The sequence below is a fragment of the Vibrio sp. 1731 genome (assembly GCF_033339955.1).
Lineage (GTDB): Bacteria > Pseudomonadota > Gammaproteobacteria > Enterobacterales > Vibrionaceae > Vibrio > Vibrio alginolyticus.
This window is the reverse complement of the sequence record NZ_JAWOVO010000027.1, coordinates 39,468-56,466: the sequence shown is the minus strand read 5'-3', so window position 1 is coordinate 56,466 and position 16,999 is coordinate 39,468. Positions and strand designations below refer to the sequence as shown.

Genomic DNA, 16,999 nt, shown 5'->3' with positions numbered 1-16,999 from the left:
TTACCCAGATCGATACCAATAAGCGCAATGTTTTCCATGATGGTTCTCCGAATGAAAGCCTGTCCTCAGCATAGTACTGGGAAGGAGGGAGTGACCATCTCATTAAAAATCGTACGTTAAGGTTTTCCGGGCAGCCTTAGCGGCCGAAACTTCCCGTCCTCCAGCCTGCGGCTCTGCCGCCAGACATAATCGCCGGTCAGGTTGATGTGCTCCCACCCCAGCGGCGACAGGTATTGCAGCAGCTCGCTATCCACCGACTTCCCCGCTTCGCTCATCGCCTGGGTGGCGCGTTCCAAGTACACCGTGTTCCACAGCACGATGGCGGCCGTCACCAGGTTGAGACCGCTGGCCCGGTAGCGCTGCTGCTCGAAGCTCCGATCCCTGATTTCGCCGAGGCGGTTGAAGAACACCGCCCTGGCCAGGGAGTTGCGCGCCTCGCCCTTGTTCAGTCCGGCATGCACGCGGCGACGTAGCTCTACGCTTTGCAGCCAGTCGAGGATGAACAGTGTGCGCTCAATCCGGCCCAGTTCGCGCAAGGCCACGGCCAGACCGTTCTGGCGCGGGTAGCTGCCGAGCTTGCGCAGCATCAGCGAGGCAGTGACGGTGCCCTGCTTGATCGAGCTGGCCAGGCGCAGGATGTCGTCCCAGTGGGCGCGGACATGCTTGATGTTCAGGGTGCCGCCAACCATTGGGCGCAATGTCGGGTAGTCCTGGACGCTATTCGGAACATACAGCTTGGTTTCGCCGAGGTCGCGGATGCGCGGTGCGAAGCGGAAGCCCAGCAGGTGCATCAGGGCGAAGACGTGATCGGTGAAGCCAGCCGTGTCGGTGTAGTGCTCCTCAATCCGTAGGTCGGACTCGTGGTACAGCAAGCCGTCAAGCACATAGGTGGAATCGCGCACGCCGACATTCACCACGCGGGTGCTGAACGGTGCGTACTGGTCGGAAATATGGGTGTAGAACAGCCGCCCCGGCTCGCTGCCGTACTTCGGGTTGACGTGCCCGGTGCTTTCACCCCGACCGCCCGCCCGGAAGCGCTGGCCATCGGAAGAAGAGGTCGTTCCGTCGCCCCAGTGAGCGGCGAAGGTATGACGGTACTGGTGGTTGACCAGCTCGGCTAGGGCCGCCGAGTAGGTTTCGTCTCGGATGTGCCAGGCTTGCAGCCAGGATAGCTTGGCGTAGGTCAGGCCGGGGCTCGACTCGGCCATCTTGGTCAGCCCGAGGTTGATCGCATCGCCCAGGATCGCTGACAGCAGCAATGTCCGGTCTTTGGCCTCGGCACCGTCCTTCAGGTGGGTGAAGTGGCGGCTGAAGCCCGTCCAGTCGTCCACGTCCATCAGCAGTTCGGTGATCTTGATGCGCGGCAGCAACTGGCTGGTCTGGTCGATCAGCGCCTGCGCGGTATTGGGCACCGCGGAATCCAGTGGGGTGATCTTCAGCCCCGACTCGGTGAGGATGGCATCGGGCAGCTCGTTGTCCTTGGCCAGGCGGGTGACGGTGGCCAGCTGCTCGTCCAGCAGCTGCAAGCGCTCTTCCAGGTACTGGTTGCTGTTCGGGTTGATCGCCAGGGGCAGAGCCTGCGCATGCTTGAGCGCGGCGAACCTCTCTGCCGGCAGCAGGTAGTCGTCAAAGTCGCGGAACTGCCGCGAGCCCTTGACCCAGATGTCGCCGGATCGCAGCGCGTTCTTCAGCTCGGACAGGGCGCAGATTTCGTAAAAGCGCCGGTCGAGGCCTTCCGGGGTTATCACTAGCGGCTTCCAGCGCGGCTTGATGAAGGCGGTGGGCGCATCGGCCGGCACCTTGCGCAGGTTGTCGGCGTTCATCTCGCGCAGGGCCTGCACGGCCGCCAGCACGCCTTGCGCAGCCGGGGCGGCGCGCAGTTCCAGCACCTCCAACAAGGCCGGCGTATAGCGGCGCAGGGTGGCGAAGTTCTCGCCAACCAGGTGCAGATGGTCGAAGCCCTCCGGCCGGGCCAGCAGCTCGGCCTCGCTGACGCTCTCGGTGAACTCGTCCCAGGGAATCACCGCCTCGATGGCGGCGTAGGGATCGCTGCCGCTTTCCTTGGCCTCCAGCAGGGCCTGGCCGATCTTGGAGTACAGGCGCACCTTGTCGTTGATCGCCTTGCCTTGCTTCTGGAACTGCTGCTGATGCTTGTTCTTGGCGCTGCTAAACAGCTTGACCAGGATGCGGTCGTGCAGATCGACCAGCTCATCAATCACGGTCGCCGTACTCTCCAGCACCACGGCGGCCAGGGTCGCGTAGCGCCGCTGCGGCTCAAACTTACCGAGGTCTTTGGGCGTCATCTGCCCACCCTCGCGGGCCAGCTTGAGCAGGCGGTTCTGGTGGATGTGCCGGCCCAGAGCTTCGGGCAAATCCACCAGCTGAAATGTCTTCAGCCGCTCGATGTGTTCGAGCATGTGCCGGGAGTTCGGTTTTAGTGGGGCCTGCCGCAACCAGGTCAACCAGGTGATGCTGCTGCCGGCCTTGAGCTTCAACAGCTCGTCCAGCTTGGCCCGATGCGAGTCCGTGAGTGGTTCGACGAGGGCGCGGTAGACCCGGCGATTGGCCCGCGCAATGGCTTCCGAGCAGGCCCGGTCAATCACGCTCAGCGCCGGCAGGATGCGCCGCTTCTGCCGCAGACTCTCCAGCGCCTGGCCGGCCAGCAGCAAACCCTTATCGGTCTGCTGGGCCAACTCGGTCAGCTCGCGCACCAGGGCGCGGAAGTCGGACAGGCCGAACGGGGCCAGTTGTAGGTAGGTGCGCAGTTCCTGGGCGTGCTCGCGGCGAGTCACGTCGCGTTCGCCGTACTTCGCCCAGCTCGCCGGGTCGGCCTGAACTTGCTTGGCCACCCACTGGATGACCGGCTCGGGCAGCTCACTGTCAGTACCCAGTGCGTAGCCGGGGTAGCGCAGCAGGCAGAGCTGCACCGCAAAGCCCAGGCGGTTGGCGTCGCCGCGCCGCTGGCGGATCAGCGACAGGTCGGAGTCGTTGAAGGTGTAGTAGCGGATCAGGTCATCCTGGCTTTCTGGCAGCGCAAGCAAGGTGTCTCGCTCAGTGGCCGAGAGAATCGAGCGACGCGGCATGGTTCAGTCGTCCGTGCGAAGGTACTGGTAGAGGGTTTCACGGCTGATGCCGAACTCGCGGGCGAGCTGAGCCTTCGGCTCGCCCGCAGCGGCCCGCTGCCGCAACGTGATGGCTTGCTCGTCGGAGAGGGCTTTCTTGCGGCCCCGGTAGGCACCGCGCTGCTTGGCCAGGGCGATGCCCTCGCGCTGCCGCTCGCGGATCAGGGCGCGCTCGAACTCGGCAAAGGCACCCATGACCGACAACATGAGGTTGGCCATGGGAGAGTCCTCGCCGGTGAACACCAACCCCTCCTTCAAGAACTCGATGCGTACACCGCGCTTGGTCAGCTTTTGCACCAGACGGCGCAGATCGTCGAGGTTGCGCGCCAGGCGATCCATGCTGTGCACCACCACGGTATCGCCTTCGCGGACGAATCCGAGCATAGCCTCCAGTTGCGGGCGCTGGGTGTCCTTGCCTGAGGCCTTGTCGGTGAACAGCTTGCCGATCTCGACCTGCTCAAGTTGGCGTTCCGGGTTCTGGTCATAACTGCTGACTCGGACGTAACCGATGCGTTGTCCCTGCAAGATGCCTCCATAGGCTGGATGGGCGGTAGGGCTTACGTTGGTTTTTGGTTCCATTGCGCCCGAAGCCTTGAATTTGTCAGGCTGAAATCTATGACCTTGGCAAGCATGTGTCAAAGAATGTGAAAGCGGACTCTATTCTGACGGCGCGGTGCGGCCTTGCCTGACATCCAGTTAGGGTATGCCTCAGTCTGACAGTGATGAGTCGCAGGCGTTCGGATCGGCATCGGTTTCGCTCCCGGTCTTGGCGCGCGCCTGGAAGCGCTGATAGCACTCCAGCCCGCAGAAGTGCTCGACGTATTCCGCGCCTTCCGGGGTGAAGGCGGCATCGAGCGGGATTTCCTTGCAGCACACGCAGCAACTGGTGGCAGTCGGATCATTTGCATTCATGGTGGCACCCCTCCATTGACTGACGAAGACGGCGAATGCCGCCGCCGGCATCGGCTTGGCGAACAGGAAGCCTTGTCCTGTGTCGCAGTCCGCTTGTCGCAACAAATCAAGACTCGCCGATGTTTCCACGCCTTCGGCCACTACTTCCATGCCAAGCCCATGCGCAAGCTGAATCACGGTGCGCACGATGGTCTGGTCGCGGTGGTCGTTGGCGAGTCCGGCGACAAACGATTGGTCGATCTTGAGCGTGCTGATGGGGCAGCATTTCAGGTGTTGCAGGCAGGAATAGCCGGTGCCGAAGTCGTCGGCGGCGAAGCGCACACCGATCTGTCGCAAAGCTTCCAGGGCGGGGAAGATCGCCGGATCACCGAACGCAACCGATTCGGTCAGCTCAATTTCAAGATACGCGGCGGGCAACCCGGCATCGGCCAGCACGCCCTTTACCCACTTGTCGAAATCTGGCCCCACTTGGCTCGCCGAAACATTGACGGCCAGCCGGAACGGTTGCCATGCCAGCACCCGCCAGTCGCGCATTTGACGGCAGGCTGCGCCCAGCACCCATGCGCCGATTTCCGGCATCAGGCCGGACGATTCGATCACGGGCAGGAACTGGCCCGGCGGCAACAGTCCGAGCGTCGGATGACGCCAGCGCAACAGGGCTTCCGCGCCGACAATCTGCTCACTGCGCAAATCGACAATCGGCTGGTAGTGCAGCTCAAGCTGCCCGCGCTCGACCGCCTGCGCCAGTTGCGCCACTGTCCATTCAATTGGCTGGGAAGCGCTCATGATCGACCTCTGAAGGCCCGCAGCAGCCGCGTCACAGACAGGACAAACAAGCCGGTCAGCGTGAGGGCTGCAATACCCCAGTGCTCGCCGATGAACGCGCCGGCCGTCGTGCCGGCCAGCACAATGGCGAGAATCGGCAAATGACAGGGACAGGTGAGCACCGCCAGCGCACCCCACAGGTAGCCGGTGAACGGCTTGTGTGTCTCGGCCGGCATGCGCTCGGGGCTGTTCATGGCAAACTCTCCGCATGCTGTGCCGGCGCGGTCGGCATGGCGGCCAACTGCACTTCCAGATTGGCCAACGCTTCGCGCCGGCGTTCGACGAACTGACGCAGCACAGCAAGCTGCGCGGCAGTTTCATCGCAGTTCGCCGCATCCAGCGCCCGGCACAGCCGCGCCAATGCGCCGAGGCCGATGCCCGCCTCGAAGGCGGCCCGCACGAAGCACAGTCGCTGCAAGGCGGCGTCATCGAACAGGCCGTAGCCACCCGTGGTGCAGGCGACTGGCCGCAGCAATCCGCGCAGCAGGTAGTCGCGCACGATATGCACGCTCACCCCGGCATCAAGGGCCAGCCGGGACACCGTGTAGGCGTTCATCGAACACCTCCTTTTGGTCGGTTCACGGCAATGCATATACCGTTTCGCCGAGTTCAATCCGCGCGCTGCGAATCCGATGCCGGTGCCGTAGAACATTGGGTCGATATCCGATCACGGTGTCCTAGATGACATGGTCTGCAACAGATGTCGATTAAACTCCTGGCCCAAGCCGAAAGCCTCGTGGACACTGACGATCGCCAATCCTTCCAATCCTTGATGCTTGGAGGCCCAGTCTTCCGCCGTCGGGACAGATGCAAAGAAATGTACATGGCAACAGAAGGACTGACGAACGTCGGCTGCTTCCTGCGGCAATACCAAGGACACCGCCATGCCGGCAGGTTCGACAGCCTGTATCTCGCTGGGTGAAACCGTGAGTGAAACGGGTGCTCCGGTTGCAGCGCAATGCGATGAGACGCGAGCTGTACGGCCGATCAGCGCCGGAAATATCAAGGTGTCCAGCGCGCACCAGGCATACAGACGGCGGTCGTCAATTTCAAAGACATACGAAGTCTCGCGCAAGGTGAGGCCGTAGCCGATGATGTTCCCATCTTTGTCATATTCGGTACTGGTGGCCTGTTCGAGTACGGCGGCCACTCGCTCAGCGGGCCAGTCGAGAATCCCGGCAAGTGTCGTTCGTGAAACCGGACGCCCCTTGGCGAGTTCCCGCAGTAGCGGGACCAAGAGATCCGCAGTACCATTGGTACGATTGACCGAAGTGAGACGTTCTAAAATATATGGGGCGAGCTTCATGGTTCCATCTCCTTTCATCCTGCGCAGCAGGACAATTGTTTGACATCCTTGGTGAAGGTCTGCGCCGCGAGCTTCAGCCCCTCGACCATCGTCAGGTAGGGGAACAACTGGTCGGCCAGTTCCTGCACCGTCATGCGGTTGCGAATGGCGAGAACAGCCGTCTGGATCAATTCGCCGGCTTCCGGGGCGACGACCTGCACGCCGATGAGCCGTCCGCTACCTTCCTCGATGACCAGCTTGATAAAGCCGCGTGTGTCGAAGTTGGCAAGCGCACGCGGCACGTTGTCGAGCGTGAGCGTGCGACTGTCGGTTTCGATCCCGTCGTGATGCGCTTCCGCTTCGCTGTAGCCCACGGTTGCTACTTGCGGATCGGTGAACACCACGGCCGGCATCGCGGTTAGATTGATGGCAGCATCCCCTCCGGTCATGTTGATCGCGGCACGGGTGCCGGCCGCTGCCGCCACATAGACGAATTGTGGCTGGTCCGTGCAGTCGCCGGCCGCGTAAATGTGTGGCGTGCTGGTGCGCATGCCCTTGTCGATGACGATGGCACCCTGCGCATTGACGGTGACTCCCGCCGCGTCGAGTGCCAGGCTGCGCGTGTTCGGTGTCCGTCCGGTAGCGACCAGCAGCTTGTCGGCACGTACTTCACCGTGTCCCGTGGTCAGCACGAATTCGCCGTTCACATGCGCGACCTGGCTGGCTTGCGTGTGTTCCAGTACCTTGATCCCTTCGGCACGGAAGGCCGCTGTGACGGCCTCGCCGATGGACGGGTCGTCGCGGAAGAACAGCGTGTTGCGAGCTAGGATCGTGACCTGGCTGCCCAGCCGGGCGAAGGCTTGCGCCAGTTCCAGCGCGACCACCGACGAGCCGATCACGGCTAGGCGTTCGGGAATGGTGTCGCTGACCAAGGCCTCGGTCGAAGTCCAGTAGGGTGACTCTTTCAGGCCCGGAATCGGCGGCATGGCCGGACTGGCACCCGTGGCGACCAGGCAGCGGTCGAACATCACGACGCGCTCACCACCCTCGTTCAAACTAACGATAAGGCTCTGGTCGTCCTTGAAACGCGCTTCACCGTGCAGAACGGTGATGGCTGAATTGCCGTCCAGGATGCCTTCGTACTTGGCATGACGGAGTTCTTCGACACGGGCCTGCTGCTGGGCCAGCAGCCGCTCGCGCAAGATCGTCGGCGGTGTGGGTGGCATGCCGCCGTCGAATGGGCTTTCCCGGCGCAGATGGGCGATGTGGGCGGCGCGGATCATGATCTTGGACGGCACACAACCGACGTTGACGCAGGTGCCGCCGATGGTGCCGCGCTCAATCAGCGTGACCTGCGCGCCTTGCTCGACGGCCTTCAGTGCTGCCGCCATCGCGGCTCCACCGCTGCCGATCACGGCGACTTGCAACGGGCGCTCGCCGCCGCTGCCCTTGTCGGCGGCACCCATCCAGCCGCGCACCTTGTCGAACAGCCCAGTGCGGTTGTCGGTCGGCGGGGCATCGGCGAGCATCGCTTTGTAGCCCAGGCCAGCCACGGCGGCGGTCAGTGCGTCCGGCGCTGTGCCTGGATCAAGGGCGAGCTGGGCCGCGCCCTTGGCATAGGACACTATGGCAGATTGGACGCCGGGTACTTTTTCCAGCGCTTCCTTGACGTGCGCCGCGCACGAGTCGCAGGTCATGCCGGTGATTTTTAGATGGGTCATGCGACAGATCCTTTTTCGTTTGTGGTAGCAGACAAGGGCGTCAGATGTGCTGCGCTGCCGTTTTCAGTGCCTCACTTCTTGACGCTGGACGGATAGCCCGCGTCTTCGGTGGCCTTGGTCAGCTTCTGCACGCTGGTCTTGGCATCATCGAAGGTGACAACCGCTTCGCGTGTCTCGAAGGTCACGTTAACTTTGCTGACGCCTTCGACCTTGGAAATCGCCTTCTTAACGGTGATCGGACAAGCGGAGCAGGTCATGCCCGGTACGGACAGCGTGACGGTCTGGGTGGCGGCCCACACGGGGGCAACAACGGCAGCGATGGCGAGAGAGGCAAACAGTTTTTTCATGATGAACTCCTGTGATTAATAGAAAAATGGCATGACGTAGGGAAATCCGAGCGCGACCAGAACCAGCGCGGCCACGACCCAGAAAATGAGCTTGTAAGTAGCGCGCACTTGGGGAATCGCACACACATCCCCTGGTTTGCAGGCTTGCGCCGGTCGGTAGATGCGCCGCCAGGCGAAAAACAGCGCCACCAACGCCGCGCCGATGAAGATCGGGCGATAAGGTTCCAACACCGTCAAGTTGCCGATCCAAGCGCCGCTGAACCCCAGGGCGATCAGAACCAGCGGCCCCAGGCAGCAAGCCGAGGCGAGGATGGCGGCTAGCCCGCCAGTGAAGAGCGCCCCGCGCCCGTTTTGAGGTTCAGACATACGCTTGTCCTTTCAAATCTGGATTGGATAGCTTAAGCTTACTTCCGTACCAATGTACGGAGTCAAGCGATATGGAAAAAAATTTGGAGAATCTGACTATTGGCGTTTTCGCCAAGGCGGCCGGGGTCAACGTGGAAACAATCCGGTTCTATCAGCGCAAGGGCTTGTTGCCGGAGCCGGACAAGCCCTATGGCAGCATCCGCCGCTATGGCGAGGCGGATGTGACGCGGGTGCGCTTCGTGAAATCAGCCCAGCGGCTCGGATTCAGCCTCGACGAGATCGCAGAGCTGCTGAGGCTGGATGACGGCACCCACTGCGAGGAAGCCAGCAGCCTGGCCGAGCACAAGCTTCAGGACGTGCGCGAAAAAATGACCGACCTGGCGCGCATGGAAACCGTGCTATCCGAACTTGTGTTCGCCTGCCATGCGCGGCAAGGGAACGTTTCTTGCCCGCTGATTGCTTCGCTGCAAGGGGAGAAAGAGCCGCGTGGTGCCGACGCGGTGTAGCCGAGGGTAGTTACGCCTTAGCGTGCTTTATTTAATGAGATGGTCACTCCCTCCTTCCCGGTACTATGCTGAGGACAGGCTTTCATTCGGAGAACTATCATGGAAAACATTGCGCTCATTGGTATCGATCTGGGTAAAAACTCTTTCCATATTCATTGCCAGGATCGTCGCGGGAAGGCTGTTTACCGTAAAAAATTTACCCGGCCAAAGTTGATCGAATTTTTGGCGACATGCCCCGCTACAACCATCGCAATGGAAGCCTGTGGCGGTTCTCACTTTATGGCACGCAAGTTGGAAGAGTTGGGGCATTCCCCAAAGCTGATATCACCACAATTTGTCCGCCCGTTCGTTAAAAGCAATAAAAACGACTTTGTCGACGCCGAAGCTATTTGTGAAGCTGCATCGCGTCCGTCTATGCGTTTTGTGCAGCCCAGAACGGAATCTCAGCAGGCAATGCGGGCTCTGCATCGTGTCCGTGAATCCCTGGTTCAGGATAAGGTGAAAACAACCAATCAAATGCATGCTTTTCTGCTGGAATTTGGCATTAGCGTTCCCCGAGGAGCTGCCGTTATTAGCCGACTGAGTACCATTCTTGAGGATAATAGTTTGCCTCTTTACCTCAGCCAGTTATTGCTGAAATTACAACAGCATTATCACTATCTTGTTGAGCAGATTAAAGATCTGGAATCCCAGTTGAAACGAAAGTTGGACGAAGATGAGGTTGGACAGCGCTTGCTGAGCATTCCCTGCGTCGGAACACTGACAGCGAGTACTATTTCAACTGAGATTGGCGACGGGAAGCAGTACGCCAGCAGCCGTGACTTTGCGGCGGCAACAGGGCTTGTACCTCGGCAGTACAGCACGGGAGGTAGGACGACATTGCTGGGAATTAGTAAGCGAGGTAATAAAAAGATCCGAACTTTGTTGGTTCAGTGTGCCAGGGTATTCATACAAAAACTGGAACACCAGTCTGGCAAATTGGCCGATTGGGTCAGGGATTTACTGTGCCGGAAAAGCAACTTTGTCGTCACTTGTGCTCTGGCAAACAAGCTGGCCAGAATAGCCTGGGCCCTAACGGCACGACAGCAAACTTATGTAGCATAACGGCAGAAATACACCGGTTTAAAGAATTACTGATCTGGTTTTGCGAATACTGATATTGATGATACTAACGGCCCACCGGCCTGTTGAGGAACCTGTAAAACGGAAAGGCTCATTGAAGCCGTATATTTTCTGGAGGTTCATCAGGCGCGGAACTCATCGAGGCGCGGGAATAAAATCCCATTCAGACGCCGGATAGATTCAAGCAAGCCAACTTGTCGTCAAAATCGGTGTTGCAAAAACGGGAGTGACCATAGATTCCGTTTTCTGAGACGACCCCTTGTAGGATTGGCTGTATCTGGGGACACTATAACCGTCAAAGAAGCCGGTTTGGTGTTGGTCATTGGGGTTATCCTGTGGATCTATGGTATAATCTTAACCAAGGTCAGCAATTCCTAAGGGGGTCAAATGGACGCTTTCACATTAGGCATGTTGGGGTTGCTCATTTTTTTCACTGTCGTCACTGGCGGCAGTCTGTATCTCTACCATGAGAAACAGAAGGAAAAAAAGCATCACAACGCCTAAAGAGTAACTGCGACAATGAACGTAAAGGCCAGCAATAGCTGGCCTTTTTTTATACTTGCAGTTTGAGGTGTTACATGTCACGATAAGGTAAGTGTGACATGTAACGGAAAAGGTGATTTTTTGAAAGTATCCAATGAAGATGCTCAGGCTACGGCGATCTATCTCCTCAGAGCTGCTTCGCGCCCAGCTTTCTGGCGTGACGTCCCATTCGATAAGAAACTTGAAGCCGTGGACAGCCTGAACAGCATAGGGCGATCACCATCAGAACTCACTGAATGGATTAATAAATACCTGACAGCAGAGCAAATCAATAAACTCGGGACATCAATTAGGCAACGTCGCAGAAGGGGATATGGTGTTGGTAAAAGCATAACTATAAGCGATAAAGCCCACAGGATTTTGAAGCGGTTGTCAGAAGTCGATGGTTGCAGTTTGTCAGAAGTGATCGAGAAACGCCTAGCCCGAGCTTATAAAAATACATGGGACCATAAATAGAGTGACACTAGGGGTTGCATTTTTAAAACCCGTGATAGCATCTAAATGAACCCAAACGAATAGGGGGGCTGGCGGCGATGCCGACCATTATCCCGACAATGGAGAAATAGACCATGATGACATTGACTACCGTCTCGAAGAAAACTTCAAATAATTCAGCCCTTGTATTCTGGCGCGTTGGTACAAAACGGAAAGGCATCCTTGATGTCCATATTGATTTTGACCACGAAGAAGCGGATCTTTTGGCTGAGCTCGTAGCCATTCGCTATCTGGCGCTGGACAAACAGGTTTTTTGCAGAGAGCCAGGTGCTGGTGCTGGTTACAAGCTGGTGGTATCCAAAGGTGCAATCAAGAAGCTGGCGCTGGGCAAATCCACCAAGGCTTTTGCTTTCAAGTTTGCGGCTTGCCTCACTGGGCGTTTAAAGGGCGCTACTATTGAAGTCTCGCAGAGCATGGAGTTTATGGATGAGCCGGGAGAGGGCAACATTGAGCTCCTCGATGTGGACAAGCAAGCCTATACCCAGACCCATGACGAAATATCTACACCTGCCATTGGCCCCGTCCTGGTTACTCAACATGCCATCGATCAGTATCAGGCCCGGATAACCTCTGGAGACCCTAAAAAACCGTGGGCCTCACTTGTTGGCCGCCTCCAGCATCCAGAGTTACAGGTTCAGCCCTTTGACGAGAAAGTGGCTCGCCATAAAGCCAGAAAGTATGGCCGCGTAGATAACGTGGAAGTCTGGGGCCATAGAGATTCCAAGTTCAAGTACCTGATGGTGATCAACGACGACAACCAAAAACGTGTTCTTGTCACAGTGTTTGAGCGAAATGAGTAACCTGCTTCTCATTTGTTCTGAATACACAACCTCTCCAAATCACGTATTCATACCCTAAAAGGGCAATAACGCAGTCGTTGATAACGACTCTCCCACCTGAAAATAGCTCCAGCATAAAAACTGGAGCTGTAAATGAGATCGAGACCTTCCCTTTTACTGATGCGAAACCTGCGGTCATTGGCCGTTGTGGTGCTCGCAACTTTGCCATGCGTTGCTTTTGCACAATGGCGGGTTGTAGCCGTGAGCACCGAAGTAGACAAAATGCGCTTCAACACCATCATAGACGCGCATTCCTTCATGAAGAATTATCGCTCTGGTGAGGAGCAAGGGAAGGGAACGCCAGTTGGGGATGCGCTTTATCCGGTTGCCAGTTATGGTGATGGCCGTTATGTCTCCAGGATCTGTTTTAAGTATCTAGGTGCTACTGGCGATTATGACCCCACTACCTGCACTGGCGACCCAGCTACGGTCTACTGGCGCTCAACCTATGTTCTGCCGGGTGAGATGGATAAAACACCGTTCCTGGACAGGGATCTCGGCTTACCAACAACGACCATGTGTGTAGGGAACCCTATCCATCTTGGCACCGGCAACAAGTTCCAGGCTGAACTGGATTATCAAAGCGGAGGCTCCGACCCTTTCACATTCACCAGATACTACAATAGCCACCTTCCTGATGAAGAGCTCGGCGGCTGGCGGCATACCTACTCGCGGAGCGTCGAGGTCAACGCCTCGAAGTACGGTGAGAACATGGTTGTCCTGCACCGGCCAGAAGGGCAACAACTCGCGTTCTACAACTCGTCCTCTGTCTGGGTGCCAACATGGAAAACCGATGATACCTTGACGAAGGATGCTACCGGCTGGCGCTACACTCAATCTGACGGGGTAGTCGAGGCCTATGATGAAACCGGACGACTGACCGGCATCGAGAAGCCCAACGGCAATCACATCACCCTGAGCTATCTGAACGGAGAGCTATCCTCGATCACTGACGGCTTTGGCCGCACCATCCAGTTCCAGTATCAAGATGGCCGCATGGTCAGTGTCACCGATCCTGCTGGTGGCAGTATTCAGTACCAGTACAACAGCGCTGGCAAGCTGGCGGAAGTGATCTACCAGGACAATACGAGCCGCAGCTATCTCTACGATGACCCGAATGCACCGGGTTTGCTCTCTGGGCTGGTGGACGAGAACGGCAACCGTTTCGCCACATGGGGATATGATACTCAGGGGAGAGCGGTTCTAAGCGAACACGCCGGGGGCGCAGAGAAAACTCAGGTAAGCTACAACGCTGACGGAAGCGTCTCTGTCACCAATGCCCTCGGCCACGTTCAGCGATACACCTACAGTCGCCACAATGGGATGCTCAAGCCTGATGTGGTTGAGGGTGCGCCGTGTACCGGCTTTGTGGGCGGCAAGGAAACCTACGTCTACGACAGCAAAGGCCTCGTCTCCAGCATTACTGACCGCGCTGGGCAGAAGCGCACGTTCACCCATAACGACCGGGGATTGGAAACCACCCAGATAGACCAGGACGGGGGTAAGGTTACGACCGACTGGCTTCCTTCCAAGTCGCTCCCGGCAAAAATCACAGAACCAACCAGGATCACTGAGCTCACCTACGACACTCATCTCCGGGTGATAAGCCGCAAGGTCACTGATCGCAGCTCGGGCGCTTCCCGGACATGGACCTACACCTATGCCCCTGTTGGTACAGGAAAGCCGAGCCTGTTGGCCTCGGTTGATGGTCCGCGCACCGACGTCAGCGATGTTACGACATTTGACTACGATGACCAGGGCAACCTGATCCGGACAACGAACGCGCTGGGGCAGGTGACGCAGTTTGGTGACTACGACGCGAACGGTCGCGCCGGGACCATTCAGGGTGTCAATGGTGTAACCCAAACCCTCACCTATGACGCCAGAGGAAGACTTGTCAGCTCCACTGGGCCAGAAGGAACCACGGTCTACAACTATGATGCTGTGGGCCTCCTGAGTTCGCTGACCAAGCCAAATGGTGCAACCGTCAGCTATGAGTACGACGCTGCACATCGGCTGGTGGCGGAAACAGATGCACAGGGCAACCGGCGCGAGCTTGAGCTCAATGACCTCGGGAACCCAGTAGAAGAGCGACTGCTCGATGCGCTGGGCCAGACCCGTTGGATAGAGCGCCGGATCTTCAACGAAATCGGCTGGCTCTCCAGTGTCTCCGACGCCTATAGCAATCAGTCATCGTTTTCCTACGATGTGGTGGCAAACCTGATACAGGAGACCAGTCCCTCTGGTAACACACACTCCTACAAGTACGACGGCTTCCATCACCGGACACAAACGACCGATCCCCTCGGGAAGGTCACGCAGGTGCTCTACAAGGATACCGGCGATGTTTACCGTGTCTCCGACCCTCGTTCGCGCCTGACCTACTACAGCTACAACGGCTTTGGCGAAGTGACCCAGGTCCGGAGCCCGGACACCGGCACCACCGACATTACCTATGACGAAGCCGGTAACGTGGCAACGCGCAAAACGGCCAAGGGGCAAACCACAAGCTACAGCTATGACGCGCTGAACCGGATCATCGAAACCTCCAGCGATGTCGCTGGCGAATCGCCAATTCTGTACGGGTACGACGAAGCAACCTCACCATACGGCATAGGCCGCTTGACCTCAGTCGATGATGGCAACGGTGTCCGGAGATTTGGCTACACCCCCGAAGGATGGCTGGCTTACGAAACCTGGGAAACCCACGGGCAGAGCCTGACTACCCAGTACCAATACGATGGTGCAGGCCTCGTCACGAAGATCACGTATCCCAGTGGCCGTGAGGTCTCCTACACCCGTGACTCAGCCGGTGACGTCATCGAGGTGACAACGACACAAGCAGGCACCACAACAAACCTGGCAAGCCAGATTGAGCGAGCGCCCTTTGGCCCCGTCACCAGTATGGTCAGAGGGAACGGCATTTCAGAAAGCCGCACTCTGGATCTCGATTACCGTGTCACCGGCATCGACGCTGCTAGGGTGCATTCGCTGGTCTATCGGTACACGCCAGACTCGTTGATTTCAGCCATAGACGACAATCTCAGCTCATCAGTCAATCAGTCACTCGGTTATGACGCGGTTGGCCGCATCACCTCTGCTGAGGGGATCTATGGCGTTTTGGGCTATGGCTATGACGCCACCGGCAACAGGACCTCGATCACGACCGATGGCCTGAGCCAAAGCTACACCATCAACTACATGAACAACTGGTTGGTGAAGGCCGGGCAAACCTCCAGAAGCTATGACGCCAATGGCAACCTGACGAAGCAGGGGGCGGATACCTTCACCTATGACAGCCAGAACCGGCTGGTGGCCGCAACGGTCGCGGGAGTGACTGTAAGCTACACATACAACCATCTGGATCAGCGTGTAACCAAGACCCTAAACGGGCATACCCGGCTGCTGGTTTACGACCTGGCAGGAAACCTCATCGAGGAGCTGGACGCGGCCACTGGAGACGTGCTGGCGGAGTACATCTGGCTCGATGGGACACCCTTGGGCTTTGTTCAGTCAGGACAGACCTACCAAGTCCACGTCGATCACCTGGGCACCCCGAAGGCACTGACCGACGTCAGCGGCCAAGTCGTTTGGAAGGCGAGCTACAGCCCGTTCGGTAAGGCCAGCATCATCATCCAGGGGCCAACCTTCAACCTGCGATTCCCAGGACAGTATTACGACGCGGAGACCGGGTTCCACTACAACTGGCGGCGTTACTACGACCCAGCGACCGGGCGGTACATTACCAGCGACCCTCTTGGCCTGATCGATGGAGTAAACACCTACGGGTATGTGCATGGAAACCCTATGTCCAATACCGACCCGACGGGTGAATTTGCGTTTGTTGGTGCAGGTATTGGAGCTGGGTTGGAGCTACTTAGCCAACTAATCGAAAATAATGGGAGTTGGAAATGTGTTAGTTGGTCAAAAGTTGGAATCGCCGGAGCGATTGGGGCTATAGGTGGCGGCTGGGCGTCAGGAGTTTTCAGACATGCCAGCTCCGGTAAATCGTGGTTCAAATTAAGCCAAAAATGGAGCAATGTCTCACCCAGAGTAAGGAAAGTTCAAGGGGTTCCACGAGGTAATGAGCTTCACCATTGGGCTATTCAGAGAAATGGCAAGTTTGGCAAATATGTTCCTGACTCAATAAAAAACCATCCTTGGAACTTGAAGTCCATTCCAAGAGATATTCACCAAAACATTCACGGCAATGGACCTACCCCATATAGCGCATTTGGTCGTTGGTGGCACGGGACGCCTGAATGGGCAAAAGTAGCTCAAGCCTCTCCTGTTAGTGGTGGTTTAGCTGATTCAATAAATGATGAGGGATGCGGTTGTGCAAATTGAATTTCCAGCGCTGCTTGTGAGCAGCAAGAAAAGGTCGCTCTTCGTAGTGGCATCAGAATCCGAGTTCGGGAAATGTACTATTCAGTCTTTGAGGAACGGTTATTTTGAGCTGATGGACATTTATGATTCGGAAGGTCGTCACTACAAAATAGACGAGGTTGCGAGCTACAAGCCGCTAAGTCCATTCTGGTACTGGCCTGTAGAAATTGTGATGTATGGTTCTCGACTGTTTAAGGCTAATTTCAATGCTGTTCTTATCTCTAATCTGGATTGCAAGGAGTTAAAATCTGAACTTTGTGATTTGGCTAAAAAGTACAGAAGTAATTTGGATTCCGGCGTCGGAATTGAAAAGATTATGGAGGAAATGGAGTCTGCCAGAACAATTAAAGAATTGATAAAGGTTTTTGGCTAGTTATTCATTGAATACGCTGGTGTTAGTCTAGCTAACCGACGCCAGCGGCCAAGTGTTTGGAAGGCGAGCCATCATAGAGTCAGTAGAGAGAGATACTTTTGGAAATCAATAGTATTATGATTGGTACAAATGAGTTGTAGCTCCATATTTTAAAGGG

The 16,999-nt window shown here is 57.3% G+C and carries 15 protein-coding genes; 6 read left to right on the top strand and 9 right to left on the bottom strand.

Annotation, left to right across the window (positions count from 1 at the left end):
- Positions 1-116 precede the first annotated feature (116 nt).
- From R7035_RS22220 to R7035_RS22175, 9 genes are all read right to left on the bottom strand, one after another.
- Positions 117-3,083 (bottom strand): Tn3 family transposase, encoded by a 2,967-nt coding sequence (locus tag R7035_RS22220; protein WP_034064681.1) that lies wholly within the window; start codon positions 3,081-3,083, stop codon positions 117-119.
- A 3-nt stretch (positions 3,084-3,086) separates the two neighbouring features.
- Complete coding sequence (locus R7035_RS22215; protein WP_034064682.1) at positions 3,087-3,647, bottom strand: recombinase family protein; 561 nt, start codon at positions 3,645-3,647, stop codon at positions 3,087-3,089.
- 183 nt (positions 3,648-3,830) lie between these two features.
- Positions 3,831-4,820, bottom strand: coding sequence for a DUF3330 domain-containing protein (locus tag R7035_RS22205; protein WP_001276635.1), 990 nt, complete (start codon positions 4,818-4,820; stop codon positions 3,831-3,833).
- Entirely contained in the window at positions 4,817-5,053 is a 237-nt protein-coding gene (gene merE, locus R7035_RS22200) for a broad-spectrum mercury transporter MerE (protein WP_001087810.1), read from the bottom strand. The genes R7035_RS22205 and merE overlap by 4 nt, the downstream gene beginning before the upstream one ends.
- A complete protein-coding gene (merD, locus tag R7035_RS22195; protein WP_000995361.1) occupies positions 5,050-5,415 on the bottom strand; it encodes a mercury resistance co-regulator MerD in 366 nt (121 codons plus the stop codon). Before merD ends, merE begins: the two co-directional genes overlap by 4 nt.
- A gap of 111 nt (positions 5,416-5,526) precedes the next feature.
- Positions 5,527-6,165, bottom strand: a complete 639-nt coding sequence (gene merB / locus R7035_RS22190) for an organomercurial lyase MerB (RefSeq protein WP_000761850.1) — start codon at positions 6,163-6,165, stop codon at positions 5,527-5,529.
- Positions 6,166-6,179: 14 nt separating this feature from the next.
- On the bottom strand, positions 6,180-7,865 hold the full coding sequence (merA, locus tag R7035_RS22185; RefSeq protein WP_000149288.1) for a mercury(II) reductase: 1,686 nt from the start codon (positions 7,863-7,865) through the stop codon (positions 6,180-6,182).
- A gap of 71 nt (positions 7,866-7,936) precedes the next feature.
- A complete protein-coding gene (gene merP / locus R7035_RS22180) occupies positions 7,937-8,212 on the bottom strand; it encodes a mercury resistance system periplasmic binding protein MerP (RefSeq protein ID WP_000732290.1) in 276 nt (91 codons plus the stop codon).
- Positions 8,213-8,227: 15 nt separating this feature from the next.
- Positions 8,228-8,578 (bottom strand): mercuric transport protein MerT, encoded by a 351-nt coding sequence (locus R7035_RS22175; protein ID WP_001294666.1) that lies wholly within the window; start codon positions 8,576-8,578, stop codon positions 8,228-8,230.
- Positions 8,579-8,649: 71 nt separating this feature from the next.
- Here R7035_RS22175 and R7035_RS22170 point away from each other — a divergent pair, with 71 nt between their 5' ends.
- From R7035_RS22170 to R7035_RS22135, 6 genes are all read left to right on the top strand, one after another.
- Positions 8,650-9,084, top strand: coding sequence for a mercury resistance transcriptional regulator MerR (locus R7035_RS22170; RefSeq protein ID WP_000414383.1), 435 nt, complete (start codon positions 8,650-8,652; stop codon positions 9,082-9,084).
- A gap of 99 nt (positions 9,085-9,183) precedes the next feature.
- Positions 9,184-10,188, top strand: coding sequence for an IS110-like element IS4321 family transposase (locus R7035_RS22165; RefSeq protein ID WP_000427623.1), 1,005 nt, complete (start codon positions 9,184-9,186; stop codon positions 10,186-10,188).
- Positions 10,189-10,830: 642 nt separating this feature from the next.
- A complete protein-coding gene (locus R7035_RS22150) occupies positions 10,831-11,205 on the top strand; it encodes a hypothetical protein (protein WP_000868820.1) in 375 nt (124 codons plus the stop codon).
- 113 nt (positions 11,206-11,318) lie between these two features.
- Positions 11,319-12,044, top strand: a complete 726-nt coding sequence (locus R7035_RS22145) for a hypothetical protein (RefSeq protein WP_000988731.1) — start codon at positions 11,319-11,321, stop codon at positions 12,042-12,044.
- Between the two features lie 132 nt (positions 12,045-12,176).
- On the top strand, positions 12,177-16,430 hold the full coding sequence (locus R7035_RS22140) for an RHS repeat-associated core domain-containing protein (protein ID WP_001257735.1): 4,254 nt from the start codon (positions 12,177-12,179) through the stop codon (positions 16,428-16,430).
- Positions 16,420-16,842: a hypothetical protein gene (locus R7035_RS22135; protein WP_001165345.1), complete on the top strand. Its 423-nt coding sequence runs from the start codon at positions 16,420-16,422 to the stop codon at positions 16,840-16,842. Before R7035_RS22140 ends, R7035_RS22135 begins: the two co-directional genes overlap by 11 nt.
- Positions 16,843-16,999: the final 157 nt, after the last annotated feature.

Excerpts from the sequence above, each read along its gene's own strand:
- R7035_RS22175 (WP_001294666.1), bottom strand. The coding sequence starts at position 8,578 with ATGTCTGAACCTCAAAACGGGCGCGGGGCGCTCTTCACTGGCGGGCTA.
- merD (WP_000995361.1), bottom strand. The coding sequence starts at position 5,415 with ATGAACGCCTACACGGTGTCCCGGCTGGCCCTTGATGCCGGGGTGAGC.
- merP (WP_000732290.1), bottom strand. The coding sequence starts at position 8,212 with ATGAAAAAACTGTTTGCCTCTCTCGCCATCGCTGCCGTTGTTGCCCCC.
- merB (WP_000761850.1), bottom strand. The coding sequence starts at position 6,165 with ATGAAGCTCGCCCCATATATTTTAGAACGTCTCACTTCGGTCAATCGT.
- R7035_RS22205 (WP_001276635.1), bottom strand. The coding sequence starts at position 4,820 with ATGAGCGCTTCCCAGCCAATTGAATGGACAGTGGCGCAACTGGCGCAG.
- R7035_RS22145 (WP_000988731.1), top strand. The coding sequence starts at position 11,319 with ATGATGACATTGACTACCGTCTCGAAGAAAACTTCAAATAATTCAGCC.
- merE (WP_001087810.1), bottom strand. The coding sequence starts at position 5,053 with ATGAACAGCCCCGAGCGCATGCCGGCCGAGACACACAAGCCGTTCACC.
- R7035_RS22165 (WP_000427623.1), top strand. The coding sequence starts at position 9,184 with ATGGAAAACATTGCGCTCATTGGTATCGATCTGGGTAAAAACTCTTTC.
- R7035_RS22140 (WP_001257735.1), top strand. The coding sequence starts at position 12,177 with ATGAGATCGAGACCTTCCCTTTTACTGATGCGAAACCTGCGGTCATTG.
- R7035_RS22170 (WP_000414383.1), top strand. The coding sequence starts at position 8,650 with ATGGAAAAAAATTTGGAGAATCTGACTATTGGCGTTTTCGCCAAGGCG.
- R7035_RS22220 (WP_034064681.1), bottom strand. The coding sequence starts at position 3,083 with ATGCCGCGTCGCTCGATTCTCTCGGCCACTGAGCGAGACACCTTGCTT.
- merA (WP_000149288.1), bottom strand. The coding sequence starts at position 7,865 with ATGACCCATCTAAAAATCACCGGCATGACCTGCGACTCGTGCGCGGCG.